The organism is Streptomyces sp. NPDC050416 (assembly GCF_044458845.1).
GTDB lineage: Bacteria > Actinomycetota > Actinomycetes > Streptomycetales > Streptomycetaceae > Streptomyces.
Genome location: NZ_JBITII010000014.1, coordinates 101,459 through 119,260, shown reverse-complemented (window position 1 = coordinate 119,260; position 17,802 = coordinate 101,459). Strand labels below are relative to the sequence as shown.

General features: G+C 70.9%; 18 protein-coding genes and 1 tRNA gene. 7 read left to right on the top strand and 12 right to left on the bottom strand.

What is annotated here, in order from left to right:
• The first annotated feature begins 10 nt into the window (after positions 1-10).
• The 4 genes from ACIBL4_RS34920 to ACIBL4_RS34905 all read left to right on the top strand — a co-directional run bounded on the left by ACIBL4_RS34920 (position 11) and on the right by ACIBL4_RS34905 (position 6,106).
• Entirely contained in the window at positions 11-1,387 is a 1,377-nt protein-coding gene (locus ACIBL4_RS34920) for a glycosyltransferase (protein WP_399415798.1), read from the top strand.
• Positions 1,384-3,585: an ArnT family glycosyltransferase gene (locus ACIBL4_RS34915; RefSeq protein WP_399415797.1), complete on the top strand. Its 2,202-nt coding sequence runs from the start codon at positions 1,384-1,386 to the stop codon at positions 3,583-3,585. Before ACIBL4_RS34920 ends, ACIBL4_RS34915 begins: the two co-directional genes overlap by 4 nt.
• A gap of 106 nt (positions 3,586-3,691) precedes the next feature.
• Positions 3,692-5,188 (top strand): MFS transporter, encoded by a 1,497-nt coding sequence (locus tag ACIBL4_RS34910; RefSeq protein WP_399415796.1) that lies wholly within the window; start codon positions 3,692-3,694, stop codon positions 5,186-5,188.
• Positions 5,189-5,338: 150 nt separating this feature from the next.
• Positions 5,339-6,106 carry a TetR/AcrR family transcriptional regulator gene (locus ACIBL4_RS34905; RefSeq protein ID WP_399415795.1) on the top strand — a complete coding sequence of 256 codons (768 nt, stop codon included), beginning with the start codon at positions 5,339-5,341 and terminating at the stop codon, positions 6,104-6,106.
• A gap of 39 nt (positions 6,107-6,145) precedes the next feature.
• On the opposite strand, the gene ACIBL4_RS34900 is transcribed toward ACIBL4_RS34905, so the two are convergent.
• The gene (locus ACIBL4_RS34900; protein ID WP_306965611.1) at positions 6,146-6,616 is read right to left on the bottom strand and encodes a PPOX class F420-dependent oxidoreductase; all 471 of its coding nucleotides are present in this window, start codon (positions 6,614-6,616) and stop codon (positions 6,146-6,148) included.
• A 10-nt stretch (positions 6,617-6,626) separates the two neighbouring features.
• Positions 6,627-6,980, bottom strand: a complete 354-nt coding sequence (locus tag ACIBL4_RS34895; protein ID WP_399415899.1) for an STAS domain-containing protein — start codon at positions 6,978-6,980, stop codon at positions 6,627-6,629.
• A 216-nt stretch (positions 6,981-7,196) separates the two neighbouring features.
• Between ACIBL4_RS34895 and ACIBL4_RS34890 the strand changes: the two genes are divergently transcribed.
• On the top strand, positions 7,197-7,919 hold the full coding sequence (locus ACIBL4_RS34890) for an ANTAR domain-containing protein (RefSeq protein WP_399415794.1): 723 nt from the start codon (positions 7,197-7,199) through the stop codon (positions 7,917-7,919).
• 57 nt (positions 7,920-7,976) lie between these two features.
• Positions 7,977-8,678 carry a GAF and ANTAR domain-containing protein gene (locus tag ACIBL4_RS34885; RefSeq protein ID WP_399415793.1) on the top strand — a complete coding sequence of 234 codons (702 nt, stop codon included), beginning with the start codon at positions 7,977-7,979 and terminating at the stop codon, positions 8,676-8,678.
• On the opposite strand, the gene ACIBL4_RS34880 is transcribed toward ACIBL4_RS34885, so the two are convergent.
• The 3 genes from ACIBL4_RS34880 to ACIBL4_RS34870 form a co-directional block, all read right to left on the bottom strand.
• Positions 8,661-9,482, bottom strand: coding sequence for a YceI family protein (locus ACIBL4_RS34880; RefSeq protein ID WP_399415792.1), 822 nt, complete (start codon positions 9,480-9,482; stop codon positions 8,661-8,663). The genes ACIBL4_RS34885 and ACIBL4_RS34880 overlap by 18 nt on opposite strands.
• Before the next feature lie 102 nt (positions 9,483-9,584).
• Positions 9,585-12,131 carry an MFS transporter gene (locus ACIBL4_RS34875; RefSeq protein ID WP_399415791.1) on the bottom strand — a complete coding sequence of 849 codons (2,547 nt, stop codon included), beginning with the start codon at positions 12,129-12,131 and terminating at the stop codon, positions 9,585-9,587.
• 13 nt (positions 12,132-12,144) lie between these two features.
• The gene (locus ACIBL4_RS34870) at positions 12,145-12,633 is read right to left on the bottom strand and encodes a MarR family winged helix-turn-helix transcriptional regulator (RefSeq protein WP_399415790.1); all 489 of its coding nucleotides are present in this window, start codon (positions 12,631-12,633) and stop codon (positions 12,145-12,147) included.
• Positions 12,634-12,849: 216 nt separating this feature from the next.
• On the opposite strand from ACIBL4_RS34870, the gene ACIBL4_RS34865 reads away from it, so the two are divergent.
• A complete protein-coding gene (locus tag ACIBL4_RS34865) occupies positions 12,850-13,047 on the top strand; it encodes a hypothetical protein (RefSeq protein WP_399415788.1) in 198 nt (65 codons plus the stop codon).
• A gap of 376 nt (positions 13,048-13,423) precedes the next feature.
• On the opposite strand, the gene ACIBL4_RS34860 is transcribed toward ACIBL4_RS34865, so the two are convergent.
• From ACIBL4_RS34860 to ACIBL4_RS34830, 7 genes are all read right to left on the bottom strand, one after another.
• Complete coding sequence (locus tag ACIBL4_RS34860) at positions 13,424-14,329, bottom strand: RNA polymerase sigma factor SigF (RefSeq protein ID WP_399415787.1); 906 nt, start codon at positions 14,327-14,329, stop codon at positions 13,424-13,426.
• A gap of 314 nt (positions 14,330-14,643) precedes the next feature.
• On the bottom strand, positions 14,644-15,501 hold the full coding sequence (locus tag ACIBL4_RS34855; protein ID WP_399415786.1) for an RNA polymerase sigma factor SigF: 858 nt from the start codon (positions 15,499-15,501) through the stop codon (positions 14,644-14,646).
• 157 nt (positions 15,502-15,658) lie between these two features.
• The gene (locus ACIBL4_RS34850; protein WP_399415785.1) at positions 15,659-15,952 is read right to left on the bottom strand and encodes a Dabb family protein; all 294 of its coding nucleotides are present in this window, start codon (positions 15,950-15,952) and stop codon (positions 15,659-15,661) included.
• Positions 15,952-16,128, bottom strand: a complete 177-nt coding sequence (locus ACIBL4_RS34845; protein ID WP_399415784.1) for a hypothetical protein — start codon at positions 16,126-16,128, stop codon at positions 15,952-15,954. Before ACIBL4_RS34845 ends, ACIBL4_RS34850 begins: the two co-directional genes overlap by 1 nt.
• An 83-nt stretch (positions 16,129-16,211) precedes the next feature.
• Positions 16,212-16,296 (bottom strand) — tRNA-Ser (locus ACIBL4_RS34840).
• A 55-nt stretch (positions 16,297-16,351) separates the two neighbouring features.
• Positions 16,352-16,783, bottom strand: coding sequence for a tRNA adenosine(34) deaminase TadA (gene tadA / locus ACIBL4_RS34835; RefSeq protein WP_399415783.1), 432 nt, complete (start codon positions 16,781-16,783; stop codon positions 16,352-16,354).
• 371 nt (positions 16,784-17,154) lie between these two features.
• Positions 17,155-17,691 (bottom strand): hypothetical protein, encoded by a 537-nt coding sequence (locus ACIBL4_RS34830; protein WP_399415898.1) that lies wholly within the window; start codon positions 17,689-17,691, stop codon positions 17,155-17,157.
• Positions 17,692-17,802: the final 111 nt, after the last annotated feature.

Below are 17,802 nucleotides of genomic sequence, written 5' to 3'. Positions count from 1 at the left end.
AGTCGGTTCCATGCGAACCGACTCTTCTCCCGGCACCCTGCCGGCGCGGGAGCACCTCCCGGCCGCACCAGCCGGTACGCCTGTCCTGGACGTAGTGATCCCCGTCTACAACGAGGAGAAGGACCTCCAGCCGTGCGTGCGCAGACTGCACGATCACCTCGCCCGCACGTTCCCGTACGCGTTCCGCATCACGATCGCGGACAACGCCTCGACGGACACCACCCCGCAGGTCGCGGCCCGGCTGGCGGCGGAGATCCCCGAGGTCGGCACCTTCCGCCTGGAGCAGAAGGGCCGCGGCCGGGCCCTGCGGGCCGTCTGGTCGGCCTCGGAAGCCCCGGTCCTCGCCTACATGGACGTCGACCTGTCCACCGACCTCAACGCCCTCCTCCCGCTGGTGGCGCCGCTGATCTCCGGCCACTCCGACCTCGCGATCGGCTCCCGGCTGGCGCCCAGCTCCCGCGTGGTGCGCGGCCCCAAGCGGGAGTTCATCAGCCGGGTCTACAACCTCATCCTGCGCGGCTCGCTCCAGGCCCGCTTCTCGGACGCCCAGTGCGGGTTCAAGGCGATCCGCCGGGACGTGGCGCAGGTGCTGCTGCCCCTGATCGAGGACACCGGCTGGTTCTTCGACACGGAGATGCTGGTGCTCGCCGAGCGCGCGGGGCTGCGGATCCACGAGGTGCCGGTCGACTGGGTCGACGACCCCGACTCGACCGTGCACATCGTCAGGACCGCGACCGACGACCTCAAGGGTGTGTGGCGGATCGGCAGGGCCCTGGCCACCGGTTCCCTGCCGCTGGACCGGCTCGCCCGGCCGTTCGGCGACGACCCGCGCGACCGTGAGATCACGGACGTACCGCGGGGCCTGGCCCGTCAGTTGGTCGGGTTCTGCGTGGTCGGCGGTCTCTCCACCCTCTTCTACCTGCTCCTCTACAGCGGCTTCCGCGTCTTCACCGGCTCCCAGACCGCCAACGCCCTCGCCCTGCTGGTCTCGGCGGTCGCCAACACCGCCGCGAACCGGCGGCTCACCTTCGGGGTACGCGGGCGCGGCGGGGCCGTACGGCACCAGGCGCAGGGCCTGGTCGTCTTCGGTATCGGGCTCGCCCTGACCAGCGGCTCGCTCGCCGCGCTGGGCGCGGCCACGTCCGAGCCGGCGCACTCCACCGAGCTGGCGGTCCTCATCGCCGCCAACCTCGCGGCGACCGTGCTGCGCTTCCTGCTCTTCCGGGCGTGGGTGTTCCCGGACCGGCGCGAGGACGGCTCTCTGGTGGCCGCTTCGTACGACACCACCCAGTTCCGCGCCGGCGATGTCGCGGACTCCTGGCAGGACGCCACCGTGCAACTGCTGCCCATGCGCCCCCACAACACCGATGCGAGGGACTTCCGATGACCGTCCACTACGACCAGCAGATCACCGACAGAGGTCAGAGTCCCGATGTCGGGTCCCATCGGACCCCTGCCCACGCACCGGCCCCCGACGCCGGTGAACCCAAGCGGCCCCTGCCGCACCGGCTGTGGCGCGGCCGGCCCGAGGACCCCCGCTGGGCCCGCCCGGCCTTCCTCGCCCTGCTCCTGGCGACCGCGGTGCTCTACCTCTACAACCTGAGCGCCTCCGGTTACGCCAACTCCTTCTACTCGGCGGCCGTCCAGGCGGGCAGCCAGTCCTGGAAGGCGTTCTTCTTCGGCTCGCTGGACGCGGCCAATGCCATCACCGTCGACAAGCCCCCGGCCGCGCTGTGGCCGATGGCCCTGTCCGTGCGGCTGTTCGGCCTCAGCTCCTGGGCGATCCTGGTCCCCGAGGTCCTCATGGCCGTCGGCACGGTGGCCGTCGTGTACGCCTCCGTACGGCGCCGGTTCAGCCCCGCGGCCGGTCTGATCGCGGGCGCGGTGCTCGCGCTCACCCCCGTCGCGGCGCTGATGTTCCGCTTCAACAACCCGGACGCGATGCTGGCCCTGCTGATGGCCGTGGCCTGCTACTTCGTCATCCGGGCCCTGGAGGACGGCCGTACGAAGTGGCTGGTGTGGGCCGGGGTCGCCATCGGCTTCGCCTTCCTCGCCAAGACCCTCCAGGCCTTCCTCATCCTGCCGCCGCTGGCCCTCGTCTACGGGGTGTGCGCACCCGTCTCGGTGAAGAAGCGCCTCGGGCAACTGGCTGTGGCCACGGTCGCGTTGGTCGTCTCCGGCGGCTGGTGGGTCGCGATCGTCGAGCTGTGGCCCGCGTCCTCCCGCCCGTACATCGGCGGCTCGCAGAACAACAGCTTCCTGGAGCTGACCTTCGGCTACAACGGCCTGGGCCGCATCAACGGCGACGAGACCGGCAGTGTGGGAGGCGGACGCGGCGGGGGCAACGGCGGTGGCAACTGGGGCGAGACCGGCTGGGACCGCCTGTTCGGCTCCAGCATCGGCGGCCAGATCTCCTGGCTGATCCCGGCCGCGCTGATCCTGCTCGTCGCGGCCCTCGTGGCCACGCGCAGGGCACGGCGTACGTCGGTGACGCGCGGTTCGTTCCTCGTCTGGGGCGGCGCGCTGCTCACGACCATGCTGGTCTTCAGCTACATGCAGGGCATCTTCCACGAGTACTACACGGTGGCGCTCGCCCCCTACATCGCGCCGCTGATCGGCATGGGCTCGGCGCTGCTCTGGCAGAAGCGGGACAAGGTCTGGGCGTCGCTGACCCTGGCGGCGGCGATGACGGCCACCGCGGCCTGGGGCTACGTCCTGCTCAACCGCTCCTCCGACTACCTGCCCTGGCTGAAGTGGCTCGTCCTGGTCGGAGGCCTGACGGCGGCGCTCGGCCTGATCTTCGCGGGCCGGCTGGGACGTGGACTGGCCCTGGGGGCGGCCGGAATGGGCCTGGTCGCGGCGCTGGCCGGGCCGGCGGCGTACACGCTCACCACGGTGAACGAGGGACACACGGGCTCGATCGTCACGGCGGGGCCGGCGGTCGCGGGCGGCCGGGGCGGTCCGGGCGGTGGTGGCGGTCCCGGCGGTGGCGGCTTCCCGGGCGGCGGCGGCCAGAACCAGCAGAACGGCACCGGCAACGGCACCGGCACCGGCAACGCCCAGGGCGGGCAGGGCAACGGCTTCCCCGGCGGCGGTTCCCCGGGCGCCGGCCAGAACCAGCAGGGCCAGAACCAGCAGGGCCAGAACACCACCCCTGGAGGCCGGACCGGCGACGGCGGCCGGATGGGCGGCATGGGCGGTGGCGGGATCGGCGGTCTGCTCAACGGCGCCGGCGTCGGCTCGGAGGCCAAGAAGCTGCTGGCGACCGACGCCGACCAGTACACCTGGGCCGGGGCGGCCATCGGCGCCCAGAACGCCGCGAGTTACCAGCTGTCCACCGGCGAGCCGGTGATGGCCATCGGCGGCTTCAACGGCACGGACCCGTCCCCGACCCTGGCCCAGTTCAAGGAGTACGTGGCGGAAGGAAAGATCCACTACTTCATCGCGTCCGGCACGGGCGGCGGCATGCGCGGCGGCAGCGACGCCACGTCCTCCCGGATCACCTCCTGGGTCGAGGCCAACTTCAAGAAGGTCACGGCCGGTTCGGCCACCTTCTACGACCTCACGCAGAAGGCGAGCAGCTGACCGTTCCCTGACCGGGAGAAGGGCGGTGGCTCTCGGCCACCGCCCTTCTCCCGTTGCCCGATTACTCGGTTGTACGGCGTATGGGAACTATTCTACGGTGTACAGCATGACGACGTCCCCCCAGGAAGAGGCCCTGCCGCAGACGGCATCCGGCGGCCACCCCCAGCGCTGGCTGATCCTCGGTGTCATCTGCCTCGCGCAGCTCACCGTGCTGCTCGACAACACGATCCTGAACGTGGCGATCCCCTCGCTCACCCGCGAGCTGGACGCGACGACCGCCGACGTCCAGTGGATGATGAACGCCTACTCACTGGTGCAGTCCGGCCTGCTGCTCACGGCGGGCAACGCCGCCGACCGCTACGGCCGCAAGCTGCTGCTGATGGCGGGCCTGGTGATCTTCGGCGTGGGCTCGCTGGTGGCCGGGCTGTCCCAGAGCCCGGTCCAGCTGATCGCGGCCCGCGCCGGCATGGGCGTCGGCGGCGCGCTGCTGATGACCACGATCCTCGCCGTCGTCGTGCAGATCTTCGACGACAAGGAGCGGGTCAAGGCCATCGCGCTGTGGTCCACGGTCAGTTCGCTCGGTTTCGCGGCCGGGCCGCTGATCGGCGGAGTGATGCTGAACCACTTCTGGTGGGGTGCGATCTTCCTGATCAACATCCCGGTCGCCGTGCTCGGCCTGATCGCGGTCGCGGCCCTCGTGCCGGAGTCCAAGCACAAGACGGGTGACCGGCCCGACCTGGTCGGCGCGGTGCTGTCGACCATCGGCATGACGTCCGTCGTGTACGCGATCATCACCGGTCCCGAGCACGGCTGGACGTCCGGCCAGGTGCTGGTCTCCGCGCTGATCGGCGTGGCCGTACTCGGGCTCTTCGTCCTGTGGGAGCTGCGGACCGGGAACCCGATGCTCGACATGCACTTCTTCCGCAACCAGAAGTTCGTGGGCGCGGTCGCGGGCGCGATCCTCGTGGCGTTCGGCATGACGGGCTCGCTGTTCCTGCTCACCCAGCACCTCCAGTTCGTGCTCGGCTACGAGCCGCTGGACGCCGGTCTGCGGACGGCGCCGCTGGCGTTGACCGTGGTGGCGCTCAACTTCACGGGGGTCGGCGCCAAGCTCGTGCTCAAGGCCGGTACGCCGGCGGCCATCGCGCTCGGCATGACCCTGGTGTCGGCCGGGCTGGCGGCGATCGCGCTGCTCGGCGGGCACGGGTACGGCGGGATGCTGCTCGGCCTGGTCGTGATGGGCGCGGGTGTGGCGTTGTCCATGCCCGCCATGGCCAACGCGATCATGAGTGCGATACCGCCGGAGAAGGCGGGGGTCGGAGCGGGGATCAACGGGACGCTCGCGGAGTTCGGCAACGGGCTCGGGGTCGCGGTCCTCGGCGCGGTGCTCAATTCGCGGTTCGCGTCGTTGGTCGCCGTGTCGGCGGCGTCGTTGCCGGCGGCGCTCGCGGCAGCGGACTCGGCTGACGAGAAGGCGCGTATCTCCGACGCGTTCGCCTCCGGGCTGGAGACCAGTCAGTTGGTCGGGGCTGTGGCTGTGCTGGCCGGTGGTCTGGTCGCGGCGGCGTTGTTGCGGCGGGCTGAGCGGGCAGAATCCGCCTAGGAGCTCGGGGTGTGCGGTTGTCGTGCGGGTGCGGGTTCGTTGTGGCTGGTCGCGCCCGCGCGGCGGAGTCGCAAGTCGATACGGCCCCGCGCCCCTGAAAAACAGGGGCGCCTAGCATGATCGGCATCAGCAAGTCGAGGAAGGTGCGCCATGGCGAAGGCGTCCGACAAGGCCGCGCGGACCAGCGTCTGGCTGGAGAGCAAAGCGCACCGGCGGCGTGGTGGCTCAGGGCAGCCCTCGGGGCTGGACCGGGCGCACATCGTCGAGGTCACCGTGCGGCTGCTCGACGCCGAGGGGCTGGCCAGGTTCTCGATGCGGCGGCTGGCCGGTGAGCTGAACGTCACCGCGATGTCCGTCTACTGGTACGTCGACACCAAGGACGACCTCCTGGAACTCGCCCTGGACGAGGTCATGGGCGAGATGCGGCTGCCCGATCCGGACGCCGACGAGGACTGGCGGGACCAGGTGCGGGCGCTCGCCCGGGAGTACCGGACGCTGCTGGTGCGTCACCGCTGGGTGTCCGCGCTGGTCGGCGTCTTCCTCAACATCGGCCCCAAGAACCTGGCCTTCTCGCGGGCCGTACAGCACGTCGTGCGCAGGACCGGACTGCCCGCGAACCGGCTGACGAGCACGATCGCGGCCGTCTTCCAGTTCGTCTACGGCTACGGCACGCTGGAGGGCCACCTCTCCGCCCGGGCCGCGGCCGGCGGCATGACCGTGGACGAGTACTTCCAGCAGTCCCTGAGCACGGCGAACGCGGCCCCGCAGGCCGCCGACGTCCTCAAGGAGTCCCAGGAGATCATGGCGGCGCGCGGCGGTGACACCGTCGCCGAGATGCTGGAGCGGGACTTCGAGTTCGCGCTGGAACTGCTGATCGCGGGCATCGAGGCCATGGTCGCCCGGGAGCGGGAGGACTGAGCGGGAGGACTGAGTGGGACGACTGAGCGGGAGTTCCCGCTACTCCCCCTCCACCAGCCGCGCCGGGAACCCGCCGGTGGCCACCGGCCCCCACCGCTCCGGTGTGATGCGGATGATCGACTTGCCCTGCTTGACCATCGCCGCGCGGTACTCGTCCCAGTCGGGATGCTCCCCGGCGATGTTCCGGTAGTACTCCACGAGCGGTTCGACGGAGTCGGGGGTGTCGAGGACCTCGGCCGTGCCGTCGATCTGGACCCAGGGGCCGTTCCAGTCGTCGCTGAGGACGAGCAGGCTCACGCGCGGGTCCCGCTTGGCGTTGCGGGTCTTGGCCCGCTCCGGGTACGTCGAGACGACGATCCGGCCGGAGTCGTCGACCCCGCAGGTCAGCGGCGAGCCCTGGGGGCCGCCGTCGGACCGCCGGGTCAGCAGGATCGCGTGGTGCCGGGGCCGTACGAAGTCGAGCAACTCGTCGAGGGAGACGCGGGTGTTCGTCGCGATGTTCGGTGCCATGCCAGGCAGCCTACGACGCCATGGCCTCGGCGAGGTTGTCGTACACGGGCACGTCCCGGCGCAGGCCGGTCAGCTCCAGTACGCGGCTCGCGACACCGTCCGGCCGGGCCACCACACGCATCCGGGCCCCGGGGCGCAGCCGGAGGCGCACGTCGTTGATGAGGCGGATGCCCTGGGAGTCCATGAAGTGGGTCGCGGTGAGGTCGAGGACGAGCACCTCCAGCCGGTCACCGCGGGCCCGGGTCTCGGACATGATGAGCGGAAGCAGCTGCTCCGCGTTGCCGAAGTCGATCTCGGCGGGCAGGGTGAGACGAACGCGGCCGGGCATGTCCGGCGGTTCGGTGGGATTCGGGAAGAAAGTCACAGCACTCACCTGGCAGACGTTCGTCCGTGTTCCGGTAAGGCCGCTTCCTGACCCTCGGGCCCATTCCACCACGCCGGGCCGCGGCTGCGGAAGCGCCCGTGGCGGCCGTCGGCCGGACGTCACCTGGACGCAACCGAGCAGCTAGAGTGCTGTCCGTCCTGTGCTCGCAGTCGGGAATGTGCTGCGGAGCTCTCCTGCGCACGGCCATGGTCGTGCATGCCGAAGAGGTTCGTGGTGGCTGCGTCCGAGTTTCCTGATTTGCCCCGTTTTCCGGTCGGCTTCGAGCTGGCCGAGGCCCTGACGGTGGCGGCTCAGCAACTGCACGAGAAGACCTCACCGCACCACACGCTGCGCACGGCGGTCCGGCTGGCCGTGCACCTCATGCCCGGGGCCGAGCACGCCGGCATCTCCGAGATCGAGCGCGGCAACAAGTTCCGCACGCTCGCTTGGAGCGACGACGTCGTACGCTCCGCCGAGGCCCGGCACGGCGGCCGCGAACCGCAGGGGCACTGGGACCAGTTGTGGCACACACCGGTGGCGCGGGTGACCGACAGCGAGGCCGACGACGGCTGGGACGTGCTGTCCGCCCTGGGGCTGCGCTCGGCGCTGTCGCTGCGGCTGCGCGCCGACCGCCGCCGGCTGACCGTGCTCACGGCCTACGCGCGCAAACCGGGCGCCTTCGACGAGGACGCGGCGCGCATCGGGCGGCTCTTCACCGCGCACGTCAGCATCGCCCTGGACTCCGCCACCGTGCGCGAGCAGCTCACCGAGGCCATGCACACCAGGGACCTGATCGGCCAGGCCACCGGCATCCTCATGGAGCGCCAGGGCATCGACGCCGCCGCCGCCTTCGAGAGCCTGGTGCGGGCCTCCCAGCGGGAGAACGTGAAACTGCGCGACCTGGCCCGCGGGATCGTCGGGTCTCACAACTCCGAATGAGCCACCGTGAGTTAGGGCGAGGGCGTTAAGGGACGCCGACGGGATACCCGTACGTTCATGAGCTCCGAGACGTCCGACACGCTGGACCAGGCGATGGTGCGCAGCAGCGGTCTCGACACCCTGCTGCGCGATCTGACCGACCGTGCGGTGCAGGAGGTGCCGGGCGCCGCCGCGTGCAGCATCACCGTGCGCCGCGGCGGCCGGCTGCTCACCCTGGCCGGCAGCGACGGCCTGCCCAGCGGCCTGGACCAGAGGCAGTACGAGAACGGCTCGGGCCCCTGCGTCGAGGCCGCCGAGACCGGCGTCGAGCAGTACGCACCCGACCTGGCCGAGGAGTCCCGCTGGCCGGCGTACACGCCGTACGCGCTGGCCAAGGGCGTGAGGTGCGCGCTGGCGGTGCCGCTCGCCGTCGAGGGCGAGACGGGGGCGGCGATCAACTACTACGGCCTGCGGCCCGGGGTGCTCGGCACGGCCCGGGACACGGCCCGGACCTTCGCGGCCCGGGCGGGGGGCGCGATCGACGTCGCGCTGCGTATCGAGCACCAGCGCCAGTCGGCGGCCGACGTGCGCACCGCGCTGCTCTCCCGCAGCGTCATCGACCAGGCGATCGGCATCCTCATGGCCCGGGAGCGGATCGACGCCCGGGACGCGCTGGAGCGGCTGCGCCGTGCCTCGCAGCACCGGAACGTCAAACTCCGGGACCTGTGCGACCAGTTGGTGGCGAAGGTCTCGGGACCGGCCTCAGACGGCCGGAAGTGACTCGCCCTGCACGGCCTGGATGTCCAGCTCCACCTTGAGCGTCGTGCCGATGGCGGCGATGCCCGCCTGGAGGACCTGGTTGTAGTTCATCGCGAAGTCCTCGCGGTGCAGCTCGGTCGTGGCGCGGAACGCCGCGCGGGTGCCGCCCCACGGGTCCGGGCCCGTGCCGAGATAGGCCAGGTCCAGGTCCACGGCCCGTACGACTCCGTGCATGCCCAGCTCGCCGTGGACGGTCCACCGGTCGGAGCCGGTCGCCGTGAGCCCGGTCGAGCGGTAGGTGATCTCGGGGAACCGCTCGACGTCCAGGAAGTCCGGCGACTTCAGATGCCCGTCGCGCATGCCGTTGCCGGTGTCGACGGACCCGGCCCGGATCACCGCCTCCACCCGCGACTTGGTGACGTCGTCCGGGGCGATCTCGATCGAGCCGGAGAACTCCGTGAACCGGCCGTGCACGCTGGAGATGCCCAGGTGCTGTGCCACGGCGGCCACACTCGAGTGCACCGGATCGACCGTCCACGGCCCCGGCGGCGGCAGCTCGGTGCCGCCCTGCCGTGCCAGCGTCACCGTGCCGACCTCGGCCCGGCCGCTCGCCGTGACGATCACGCTGGAGGCCGCGGGCGCGTAGCCGACGGCGGTGACGATGACGGTGTACGCCCCCGACTCCAGCGGCGTCGCGTCCCGGACGGCGCCCTCCGCGTCGGCCTCGGCACGCAGCGCCTGCGCACCGGTCATGTCGGCCACGGTGACGACCGCGTGCGACACGGCCCAACCGTCCCGGGTACGGATCCTCGCGGTCAGTCCCATCTCAGCTAACTCCCCAAAAACAGAAACTCGAAAGGAAACCGGCCCGTGGCAGGGGCGCGCCTCCGCTCGGAGCGCGCCCACCGCCACGGGCCGGGGCTTGTCCTACTCGCCGGGGTGGGCGAGTTCGATGTCGTGGGCGTCGGTGCCGCGGCCGGTGACCGTCAGGGCGGTGGCCACCGGCGGGTAGCCCGTGGCGATGACGGTGTACTCGCCGCCGTCCAGGTCGGTGAAGGCGTACGCCCCGTCCGAGCCGGTCGTGGCCGAGCCGACGACGTTGCCCGCCTGGTCGACCAGCGTCACCCGGGCGTCGGCCAGCGGGCCGTGCGGGGCGCGGACGACACCCTGGACGCGGGCGCCCGCGTCCAGGTCGATCTCGACCCGGGTGACCCCGGTGCCGCCCACCTCGACGGGCAGGGCGCGCGGCCGGTACCCGGCGGCGTTCACCGCGACGGTCACCGCCCCGGGCACCAGCTCGGCGAAGGAGAACTCGCCCTGCTCACCGGTGGCCTGAGTGGCCAGCAGGTCCCCGCGCACATCGGTCACGATGACCATCGCGTCCTCGACCGGCTGCCCTCCCTCGGCGGCCCGCACCAGGCCGGTCAGCCCGCTCGTGCCGCTGAGCAGGATGTCGTAGGCGACCGGCTCGCCGTTCACCACGACCGTCGAGGCCTGCGGCTGGTAGCCGTCGGCGGAGGCGATCAGCACGTACGATCCGGCGCCCGGCGCGTCGAGGGCGTAGGAGCCGTCGGCCTGTGCCACGGACCGGCCCAGCTGACGCCCGGCCAGCGAGATCAGCGTGACGGCCGCCCGCGGCACGGGCGCGCTCTCGTTGCCGCGGACGAAGCCGCGCACCGGCACACCGTTCCCACCGGACGCGGGCTCCTCGGCCCGGGCCGCCGTGGCGACGGCGGCGAGCCGCTGCGTGCCCTCGGGACCGGTGCCGTCGGCGGCCTCGGTGTCCGCCACGGCCCAGCTCGGCGCGGCCTTCTCCGCGGCGGGAGCCTCGGCGGCCTGCTCGGCGGGAGTCTCCGCGCGGGCGTCGGTGTCCGCCGCCTGCGCCAGCCCACCCTTCGTCTTCAACGGGACCTCCTTGATGAACAGCGACACCAGCAGCGCGAGCAGCGCCAGCGGCGCGGAGTAGAGGAACACGTCCGCGACACCGTGGCCGTATGCGCTCTCCACGACGGTGCGGATCGGCGCGGGCATGGCATCGAGGTCGGGGATGCCGCCCCCGCCGGTGCCGGCGTGGCCGAGGGCCTGGCCCTTGGCGCCGAGGCCGGCGAGGCCGTCCTTGACGTAGTCGGTGATCTTGTTGCCCAGGACCGCGCCCAGCGCCGAGACGCCCACGGCACCGCCCAGGGACCGGAAGAAGGTCACCGTGGAGCTGGCGGCGCCCAGGTCACCCGGCTCCACCTGGTTCTGCGTGCACAGCACCAGGTTCTGCATCATCATGCCGATGCCGAGGCCCATCAGCGCCATGAAGATCGCTATGTGCCAGTACTCGGTGTCGTACCGGATCGTGCCCAGCAGCCCGAGCCCGGCCGTCACCAGCACACCGCCGCCGAGCAGCCAGCCCTTCCAGCGCCCGGTCCGGGTGATGACCTGGCCGGAGACGGTGGAGGAGACGAACAGGCCCGCGATCATCGGGATGGTCATGACGCCGGACATCGTCGGCGACTTGTCCCGCGCCAGCTGGAAGTACTGGCTGAAGAACACGGTCCCCGAGAACATCGCGACACCGACGAACAGGGAAGCCACGGAGGCCAGCGTGATGGTGCGGTTGCGGAACAGCCGCAGCGGGATGATCGGCTCGCTCGCCTTGGCCTCGACCAGGACGAACAGCGCCAGCAGCACGACCGAGCCGCCGACCATCGCGTACGTCTGCCACGACAGCCAGTCGTACTTGTCACCGGCGAAGGTCACCCAGACCAGCAGCAGGCAGACGGCCGCGGTGATGAAGAAGGCGCCGGCCCAGTCGACCTTGACCTTCCGCTTCACGACGGGCAGGTGCAGGGTCTTCTGCAGCACGATCAGGGCGATCACCGCGAAGGGCACGCCGACGTAGAAGCACCAGCGCCAGCCGAGCCAGTCGGTGTCGGTGATGACACCGCCGACCAGCGGACCGCCGACCATGGCCGTGGCGAAGACGGCACCCAGGTAGCCGTTGTACCGTCCGCGCTCACGCGGCGAGATCATCGCCGCCATGATGATCTGGGCCAGCGCGGACAGACCGCCCATGCCGATGCCCTGGACCGCGCGGAACGTGATGAGCATGCCCGGGTTCTGTGACATACCGGCCGCCGCCGACCCCAGGACGAACACGACGAGTGCGAGCTGGATCAGCAGCTTCTTGGAGAACAGGTCGGCGAGCTTGCCCCACAGGGGCGTCGACGCGGTCATCGTGAGCAGGGACGCGGTCACGACCCAGGTGTAGGCGCTCTGGCCGCCGCCGAGGTCGCCGATGATCCGGGGCAGGGCGTTGGAGACGATCGTCGACGACAGGATCGCGACGAACATGCCGAGCAGGAGGCCGGTGAGGGCCTCCATGATCTGCCGGTGCGTCATCGGAGCGCCGCCGCCGGGGGAGCCGTGGGAGCCTCCCCCGTGCTTGGCATGAGCCCGCACACCGGCTGGTGTGGTCGTTGCCATGGGCTTCCTTTTCTTACGTGCTTGCGGGTGTACGGGTGGTCTGTGCGACAGCGGGTGGTGCCGCCCGGGGCGCGGGGCGGCAGTCGAAGCTCTCCCTCAGCCGCGCCATCAGGTCCGTGAGCCGGCCGACGTCCTCGTCGGTCCAGTCGCTCAGGCGCTCGGCGAGGACCTCGGTGGTCCGCCGGGACAGCTCGTCGAGCTGTGCGTGGCCCGCCGGGGTGAGGCGCAGGATCCGGGAGCGCTTGTCCGCGGGGTCGGGGGAGCGTTCGATCCAGCCCCGGTCCACGACGTGCGCGACATGGCGACTGGTGACCGACATGTCCACCGCGAGCAGCTCCGCGAGCTTGCTCATGCGCATGTCGCCGTGGCGACCGAGGATGGTCAGTACGGTCGCCGAACCGCCGGGGCAGTCGGCCGGCATGATCCGGCCGAGCTCCCGCTTCACGGCGCCGAAGGCACTGAACTGGCGGACCAGCTCTTCGTACTGCGCCCTCTCGGCCATGACACCTCCCGCTTTCGTTGCTTAGGGCAACCATAGGAGCGGTTGGTTGCTACAGGCAAATAAAAAGGGATGGCTGCGGCATAAAAAGTTGGCAAAGGCAAGTATTGCGGTAGTAAATGTGCAGGTCGTGAGGCTGGGGGGAGGGGTCGGGTGGGGCTGAACGGAATGCCAACCCCCACTTGGGGAGCCCCGGCGTTTTCGCTAGGGTCTCGGGCCATGGCTAACTACCAGGCCCCGCAGGGCAATCACGACCCCGCCGGCAGCACCCAGATGTTCCGCGCGTTCGTCGACGAGGCGCCGCAGGGGCGGCAGGCCGCGGCGACGAGCGGTGGCGGGCCGCGTATCGGTCTCATCCTCGGCGTCGTCGTCGCCGTCGCGGTGATCGCGGCGGTGGCGTGGCTGGCGCTCGGCTGACGCGGCCTGCCGTGCGGCGCGTACGGCGGTTTTACTGACACTCGGAGCTGTCCGGTTACCCGGCATCGCTATCGGCGTTGCGGGGTGCTCGGCGCTGCCTCTCAGGCCGGGTGAGTCCGCAACCCGGCGGAGCGGGGTGCCGCTGCGCCCACCCGTGCCGCCTGGGGGCACCTCCCAGGCCCTTAAGGCACTGGAGGAGGCACGACTGCCCGCAGCTCACGCCTGCGGCAGCTAAGCCACGACGCACCCGCAGTCGCCGACGCACGGAAGGGGGCGTGTCGGGGGGTGTCCGACCTCATCGCGCCGTTCGTAGGACGGACACCCCCCGGCGCGGCCCCGGCCCACCACCACCGGGTGGGCGACGGGGCGCGCGCGGTCAGTCCGAGATGAGGCCTTCCCGCAGCTGGGCCAGGGTCCTTGTCAGCAGGCGGGACACGTGCATCTGCGAGATGCCGACCTCCTCGCCGATCTGCGACTGGGTCATGTTCGCGAAGAACCGCAGCATGATGATCCGCCGCTCACGGGGCGGCAGCTTGGCCAGCAGCGGCTTCAGCGACTCCCGGTACTCGACGCCCTCCAGGGCGCTGTCCTCGTACCCCAGCCGGTCCGCCAGCGAGCCCTCGCCGCCGTCGTCCTCCGGCGCCGGGGAGTCCAGTGAGGACGCCGTGTACGCGTTCCCCACCGCCAGCCCGTCGACGACGTCCTCCTCGGACACTCCGAGCACGGACGCGAGTTCGGTGACCGTCGGCGAGCGGTCCAGCTTCTGCGAGAGCTCGTCACTGGCCTTCGTCAGGGCCAGGCGCAGCTCCTGAAGCCGGCGCGGCACCCGTACCGACCACGACGTGTCGCGGAAGAACCGCTTGATCTCACCCACGACGGTCGGCATCGCGAACGTCGGGAACTCGACGCCCCGTTCGCAGTCGAACCGGTCGATCGCCTTGATCAGCCCGATCGTGCCGACCTGGACGATGTCCTCCATCGGCTCGTTGCGGGAGCGGAACCGCGCCGCTGCGTACCGCACCAGCGGCAGGTTGAGCTCGATCAGCGTGTCACGGACGTACGCACGCTCGGGGCTGTCCTCGTCGAGCGCGGCCAGCCGCAGGAACAGGGAGCGGGACAGGGTGCGGGTGTCGATGGCCCCCGTGGCCACAGGCGCCGGGGCGGGCTCGGTCGCGAGCTCGGCCGGAACGTCGTCGATGGGGCCAAGTGAGTCGAGAGCATGGGGAGCTGTGTCGCTCTCCGCGAGCGTGAGCACCTTCGAGCTGCCCTGTTCTGCGGACATGCCACCCCCTTTGGGTCGCGGGACGGTCGCGGCGGACGCTCCCGTCTGAGGAACGCAGCCTTCACCTGAATACCGGAGCCGAAGCCCCGGCAAACGCGCTTCCCGCAGAATGTCACATGTCGGCAACACGCTGTAGTGACATGTCGACATCTGAGACGCCAATCCGCCCTGCAAACAAGGGGTCTGACGCATTTTCGGCCCGCAACCGTCGGGAACGGCCCTGATGAGCGATTCCCCCTCCACGGTTACCACTCGCAACTGTTTGCGGTTACACGCCGAGGCGGCTCACAGTCGCCCACCACCCCGGTTCGCGGCTACGTGTCGATCCGGTTCGCAGACCGCAACCGCTGGAAGCTACGCGCGAGTAGCCGCGAGACGTGCATCTGCGAGACGCCGAGTTCCGCACTGATCTGAGACTGCGTGAGGTTGCTGTAGTACCGCAGCAGCAGGATCCGCTGCTCCCTCTCGGGCAGTTGGACGAGCAGATGCCGTACGAGATCCCGGTGCTCCACTCCGTCCAGCGCGGGGTCCTCGTAGCCGAGCCGGTCCAGCAGCCCCGGCAGCCCGTCGCCCTCCTGCGCGGCTTCCAGGGAGGTCGCGTGGTACGACCGTCCGGCCTCGATGCAGGACAGCACCTCGTCCTCGGTGATGCGCAGCCGCTCGGCGATCTCCGCGGTCGTCGGGGTGCGCCCGAAGGCGGTCGTCAGGTCCTCGGTCGCGCTGTTGACCTGCACCCACAGCTCGTGCAGCCGGCGCGGCACGTGGACCGTACGGACGTTGTCGCGGAAGTAGCGCTTGATCTCGCCGATCACCGTCGGCATCGCGAACGTGGGGAACTGCACGCCCCGGTCCGGGTCGAAACGGTCGATGGCGTTGATGAGCCCGATGGTGCCCACCTGGACGACGTCCTCCATCGGCTCGTTGCGGGAGCGGAACCGGGCGGCCGCGTAGCGCACGAGGGGGAGGTTGGCCTCGATGAGCGCCCCGCGCACCCGGTCGTGCTCCGGCGTGCCCGGCTGGAGCTCCTTGAGCTGCGCGAAGAGGACCTGCGTGAGGGCGCGGGTGTCCGCGCCGCGGCTCCGCTGCGGAGCCGGTTCCGAGGATGGTGCCTGAGGTGCGGTACTGGCCAGCACGGTCAACTCCACCTCGTCATCCGTCAACCCATCCGTCAACTCTCTCTTCCATCAAAAGCGGTCATAGCATCACAAGACATGTCCACTGTGTGCAAGCACCCCATAACTACGTGTTGAGGGATGAAATACGGCATAGATGTGCAGGTGCAGCAGAAGAGCCCCCCGTCGGAGCGACGGGGGGCTCGAAGCGGCGGACTCAGAACTCGTAGTCGGCGATCACCCACGTGGCGAACTCGCGCCACAGCGCGACACCCGCCTGGTGGTCGGGATGCTCCACGTACCGGCGCAGCGCGTCCGCGTCGTCGAAGGCCGAGTTGATGGCGAAGTCATGGGCGATAGGGCGGTCGCTGACGTTCCAGCCGAGTTCCCAGAAGCGGATCCCGGGGATCGTGCCCTCAAGGGCGCGGAAGGCCTCGACGCCCTTCACGACCCGCGGGTCGTCGCGCTCGACACCCTCGTGCAGCTTGAAGAGGACCAGGTGGCGGATCATCACTTTCCTCCGTCGGCGACCCAGGTGGCGAAGTCGCCGAGGGCGCGGGCGGCGTCCGATATGCCCTGAAACCCTATCAGCATGTAGTCGGCGGCCTTCTGCGGGTCCGTGATGATCACATACATCACGAAGACCACGACGACGTAGACGGCGATCTTCTTCGCGTTCACCGCCATCGCGGCCTCCCCTGTCACTGGTGTCCCATGCAGCGCACATGATCGCACGAAGGGCCCCGTCTGACGACGGGGCCCTTCTCCAGCGGTAGCGGAGGGATTTGAACCCTCGGTGACTTGCGCCACACTCGCTTTCGAGGCGAGCTCCTTCGGCCGCTCGGACACGCTACCGAGGGAGACCTTACAGCAAGGTGCGGCGTGCTTTGAAATCGGTAAGCGGCGACGGTCAGCGGCCGCGGAAGAACTCGGTGAGCAGCCGGGCGCACTCCTCGGCGAGCACGCCCTCGATCACCTCGGGCCGGTGGTTGAGCCGCCGGTCGCGGACGAGATCCCAGAGGGAACCGGCCGCGCCGGCCTTCTCGTCGCGGGCGCCGTAGACGAGCCGGTCGACGCGGGACTGCTGGATCGCGCCCGCGCACATCGTGCAGGGCTCCAGCGTCACCACGAGGGTGCATCCGGCGAGCCGCCACCGGCCGAGCGCGGCCGCGGCCCGCCGGAGGGCGAGGACCTCCGCGTGGGCCGTCGGGTCACCGCCGGCCTCGCGTTCGTTGTGCCCGGTCGCGAGCACGGTCGTGCCGTCCGGCGCCAGGACGACGGCGCCGACGGGGACGTCCCCGCCCCGGACGGCCTCGGCGGCCTGTTCCAGGGCGAGTCGCATCGCGGGCCGCCAGGGGTCCCGTACGGGATCCGGTGCTCCCGGGGGGTCCGGAGGTCCCGGGACTCCGGGCGCTCCCGGCGGACCCGGGTGGGCCGGCTGCCTCGGTGCTGCAGAGGGGCCCCCGGGTCCCGGGGAATCCAGCGGCCCCGGTTGGTCCGGGGGATCCGGTGGTCCTGGGGGGTCCGGTGGTCCCGGGACTCCGGGCGCTCCCGGCGGATCCGGCTGGCCCGGGGCTCCCGGCGGACCTGGGGATCCCGGCGGACCCGGGTGGGCCGGCTGCCTCGGTGCTGCAGAGGGGCCCCCGGGTCCCGGGGAGTCCGGCGGCTCCGGTTGGTCCGGGGGGTCCGGTGGTCCTGGGGTGGTGCGTGCGGTCAGCGGACCGTCTCCAGGGTTTCCGAGGCGCCGAGGGCCTCGGCGATCTCCGTGACGGCGTCCGTGGCCAGCGAGCGCAGCTCCTTCTCGCTCACGCCGAGGTCGTCCAGGATCTGGGCGTCGCCGACCGGGCCGTGCGGCACGGCCTCGCCGGTTCCGGCGACCGGGTCGCCGTCGCCGGCCTCGTCGTCGTCGGAATCACCGTCCTCCGTGCCGTCGAGATCGAGGGCGTCCAGGTCGTCCCCGGCGTCCGGGTCGCGTCCGAGCAGCTCGTCGGTGAGAAGGATCTCGCCGTAGCTGCTGCGGGCAGCGGCGGCGGCGTCCGAGACGTAGATGCGAGGGTCGTCCTCGCCGTCCACGCGGACGACGCCGAACCAGGCGTCCTCCTGCTCGATGAGCACGAGCACCGTGTCCTCGTCGGGGGAGGCTTCACGGGCCAGGTCGGCCAGATCCGACAGGGTTTCCACATCGTCGAGCTCTGTGTCGCTCGCTTCCCACCCGTCTTCGGTGCGCGCGAGCAGTGCGGCGAAGTACACCGTGACTCTCCCACTGGTCATAGGCGTGCCGGTTGGGGGTCCCCCCGGCGGAGGTTGCGGGCGGGGAGTGCTCGTCCGAGCCCCACCCACTCGGAATCGTGGCAGAAACAA